The sequence below is a fragment of the Candidatus Hydrogenedentota bacterium genome, from assembly GCA_019695095.1.
Lineage (GTDB): Bacteria > Hydrogenedentota > Hydrogenedentia > Hydrogenedentales > SLHB01 > JAIBAQ01.
The window spans coordinates 1-4,318 of record JAIBAQ010000320.1 but is presented as its reverse complement, the minus strand read 5'-3'; the positions used below and the strand labels follow the sequence as shown (position 1 = coordinate 4,318).

The 4,318-nt window shown below is 58.9% G+C and carries 3 protein-coding genes; all 3 read right to left on the bottom strand.

Annotated features, from left to right (window positions below; all coding sequences use genetic code 11):
• A partial coding sequence (locus K1Y02_25655; protein MBX7259766.1) for a pyridoxamine 5'-phosphate oxidase family protein occupies window positions 1-856 on the bottom strand: 856 nt, incomplete at its 3' end.
• On the bottom strand, window positions 778-1,770 hold the full coding sequence (locus K1Y02_25650; GenBank protein ID MBX7259765.1) for a glycyl-radical enzyme activating protein: 993 nt from the start codon (window positions 1,768-1,770) through the stop codon (window positions 778-780). The genes K1Y02_25655 and K1Y02_25650, both read right to left, overlap by 79 nt.
• A gap of 6 nt (window positions 1,771-1,776) precedes the next feature.
• On the bottom strand, window positions 1,777-4,173 hold the full coding sequence (locus K1Y02_25645; GenBank protein MBX7259764.1) for a hypothetical protein: 2,397 nt from the start codon (window positions 4,171-4,173) through the stop codon (window positions 1,777-1,779).
• Between the last annotated feature and the right edge of the window lie 145 nt (window positions 4,174-4,318).

The window sequence follows — 4,318 nt, the reverse complement described above, 5'->3', positions numbered from 1 at the left end:
CCAACGGCGGAGAAGCGCTGTAGCACTCCGTGAGTTCGATCATGCCCACACCGCCGATTGCGCCCGAGAAACGCCCTTTCACTTGGTACGCAATCGGGTCCATGGTGATAATCGCCACCGCCACTTCGCTTCCCACGTCAAGTAACGTGCGATAGGTCTCGCATCCGTTCCACGCAAACACAAGCCGTCGCGAATCTGCGGCAAAACACGCCAGCAAAGGGAACGTCCTCGGGAATCCGTCTGAGCCCATAAACGCAATGGCGCGCACCGCCGAGAGCCGCCGGAATTTCTCTTCCACAGGCATGGGCATACACCGTTGAGGACTCTTCTTTGCGGCTAGAATCACCCGGGCCGCGAACGCTTTCCCAAAGCCCAACACCATCGGACCCTTGCCAAGCTGCTGCTTGTTCGTCACGTCGCGGACACGGATCAGTCCGGCCGCGCGCACGCCCGTGTAGGAGTTGTAGCGGAACATCGGCCGGCTATTGACGAAATCAACCGCCGGTCCGGAAGTCTCGAATCCCAGAAACTCACCGGTAAGGCTCCACGATTCGTACGCTGCCGTCAGCACCGTGATGCCTACACGCGGATTTTCCGCCAGATTCCGCCGGCTCTTGTTCATCATGAACTCGCCGAAGACGAGCACGTCGTCTTGATACGGCATCGTGCTGATAATAGGAACGCAATTGGGCCGGCCATTGCCATCGAGCGTCGCCAGAAACTTGGGCGTCATCTCCCCCGCCAACGCTTCACAAACATCCGGTCTCAACACGTCGCTCACTTCGCTTCCGCCTTTACTGCCGTGGGGCCGCTCCAACATGCCTTCAATGAACCGGCTTCCCTTGCGACGCCGCATAGAAGCTCCATACACTCCTGCGTTAGCAACGGAACGCCCGAGAGAGGGAATGCCCTGCTCAGTTGTTCGTACTTGGAGACGCACAGGTTGGAGAACGCAAGCAGATCATGGCGTTCACACTGCGGAAACATCTCGGCCACGAATCCGGCTATTGCGCTGATTTCCTCTTCGTTGGCCGTATACCCGGGGATGACTGGCGTACGTACCCACACGGGCACACCTGAATCGCGCACAATCCGCGCCGAGCCGACAACGCGTTCCCAATCGATGCCCGTCCATTCTCTGTGGTGATCCGGGCTAACGGTCTTCACATCGAACAACACGAGGTCGCAATGCGCGAGCGCTTCCTTCAACGCATCGGGGTCGGCCGCCCCGCACGTATCGAGTGCCGTATGCACTCCCGCACCGCGCAACATCTTCATCAGGGGAATCGCAACTTCGGGCTGCGCCAGGGGCTCTCCGCCGGACAATGTAACCCCTCCGCCCGATGAGTCATGAAACGTGGAATCGCGCATGACCGTCTCGAACAGTTCCTCAGCGAAGTATGCCTTGCCGAACATCTCCAGCGCAGCGGACGGACAAAACGCAACGCACCTCCCGCACGTTTCGCAATGCTCGCGGTCAATCTTCACACGCGAACTGCCCTCTTCCACGGCCAGCGCCTTGCGCTCGCACTGCGCGATACATCCACGGTCGCGAAGACACCGGTCCGCGTTCCAGACCACTTCCGGCTGGAACCGCACGGTCTCCGGGTTGTGGCACCATGGACATCGCATTGGACAGCCTTTGAAGAAGACGGTTGTACGAATGCCTGGCCCGTCTTCCGACGAGAACCGTTGAATCGTGCAGACTATCGCGTGCTGTGCGGTCTGTGGCAAGTCTTCGCTGGAGCTATTCGCGGCATCGTGGAGCATTGCGACCTACAACTGGTGCGCCTCTCGCGCGATGATCTCTTCCTGGATTTCCCGCCCGAGATTCACAAAGTAGGCGTTGTACCCCGTCACGCGCACCAGCAAATTCCGGTACTCATCGGGACACTTCTGGGCGTTTCGCAGAGTCTCAACGTCAATCACGTTAATTTGCAGCGCAGTTCCCCCTTGCTTGCCATAGCCGCGCAAGAATCCCGCGAGTTTGTCGAGGTGTTCCTCGTCGCGCAGCAGCGATGGCGAAAGCGTTATGGTATGAGACGCGCCGTTCGGTATGACCTCCAAGTCCAAATGATTCACCGAACACGCGGCCGCTGTAGGTCCCAGGCTGTCCATTCCCGGCACGGCAGCCACACCGTTCGCCAGGAAGGTGCCGCGCTTGCGTCCGTCGGGCGTCGCGGCGGTCACGGGCGCGTATGCAATTCCGTAGTTCCACGACAGATAGCCGCCGCGGTAGCGTTTCCCCGTGAGCGGAGTCGTGTGTGATGCCGCTTCTTCTGCCCACCAATGGGTAACATCGCGCGCCATCCCATCCGCTCTCGGATCGTCGTTGCCGTACTTTGGCGCTTTGTTGAGCAGCAACTGGCGCAGGAACTCTTCCCCTTCGAAGTTCGTTTCAATCGCGCGAATCAGATCCTCCATGCGCACGCGTTTTGCCTCGAAGACCAGGTACTTTATCGCCGACAAGGAGTCCGCGGCCGTAGCCAACGCGATACCTTCCACGGTGATGAAATTAAAGCGCGCTCCACCCGCCGTGATGTCCTTCCGTTTCTCGACGCATCCGCCCACCAGCGCCGACAAGTACGGCGTCGGTTCAAACATCGCTCGAATGGTATCGGCTTGGTTGTTCAATTCAATGAGACGCGCAAGGCTTGCGGAAAGCTGTTGCCGAAAGGCGTCCTCAAACTGTTCCCAACAAATCATCGCGCACGGATCAGGCGTGACAGATCCCAGTTGCTCGCCCGTTGCAAGGTCGCGCCCCTGAAACAAGGTCAGTTCAACCGGTTTCGCCAGATTCAGATTCACATCGACGGTACCCGATCGATCGTCGCCTTGCCGCGTATTCTCAAGGCACCCGACCGGTGCGTAGTCCCACAAGTCGTTCTCGGGCACCCCTTCCCACTTCAGGCCTTTCATCGAACTTTCGTCGAAGTTGAGTAGGAACGGCGCCCCCTGCGCCTTTGACAAGATCTCGCAAACCCGTCGCAACAGTCTGTCCGGCGTGTTCGCGTGCAAGCGCACATTGGGTTTGGGCTCAAGCAGATTCATCTCTTCGATCACGTCGAGGCACATATACGTCAGTTCGTTGGAGACGTCTTCTCCGTTTGGCCCGCAGCCGCCCAACGTGACAAGCTGCCCGAACGACGAGTTGATCCCTTGATTGCGGCCCACGCGCCCCTGGTAGTCGTAGGCATAGTTGGGCTTGACCCAGAAACAGCGCAACAACTCCTGCGCCGATTCCCGCGTGAGCCTGCCCGCCTCCAGATCAGCAGCATAAAATGGATACAGGTACTGATCGAATCGTCCAAACGAGACACCCGGCCCCGGGTACGACTCGCTGATCATCACCAGCATATGCATGAACCAGAGCGACTGGAGCGCTTCGTGAAACGTTGCCGCCGGTTCCCAAGGCACTCTGCGGCAAATCTCCGCGATACTTCTCAATTCATCAGCGCGCTCAGGTTCTACGTTCTCTGCCATCCGCGCCGCTTCGTTTGCATAGCGCTCCGCAAGGACTTTTCCTGCCTCGCACGCGACGTGAAGCGCTTCCAGAACGCTGCGCTTCTCCCGGTCCTGTTCCGTCTCCATTTCACGCGCGATTTCTTCGGCGATTCCACGCAATCCGATCCGCAACACTCGCGGGTAATCCGGAATCAAGTGACCGGGTACTGCCCCGCAATTGCCCAAACCCAACTTGGAGACATGCGAGATCTCTTTCACGAAACGCGCGGACATTTCCTTCCGGCGTTTCGCCTCGCGGCGCGTGAGGCAGTGCGACAACGCCACGTTGAAGTGACCGCCGACAATCAACTCGCCATCCAGAATCGCGACAGGCAGGTGGTTACTGAGAACTTCGTGAAAGAAATGCGCAACGCGCAGTTCGAGCGGTTGTTTCCAGAACGTGTCCGGAAGCGGAACGATTCGCGCGGCGGCCAGCAGCGAATCTTCGAAGGCCCTCAGAAATGGAGTGACTTCAGGGACATTCGTCCAGCGGCTGCACGAATACACGGAATCCCACGGCGCACCGGTGGTAAACGGAAGGACTTCATTGCGAAACGCGCGCGTATCGAACGAAAAATACTCGTCGCGTAACCGCCGGACCCGCTCCGACAGCTCCGTCGATGCGCCCCACAACGATCTCGCGCCCATTGAAACTGCTCCGCCCGCCATGCGGCATCTCCCCCCTTACTGAGATACGAAAGCTTGGCTTACCTACGACTTCAGTATAGAAGATTGAGCCTGACCCGGCAAGACCAACACGGACAAACACGGGCTGGTACAGACCAACACCTCGCGATCGTCCGTGCTTGTCCGT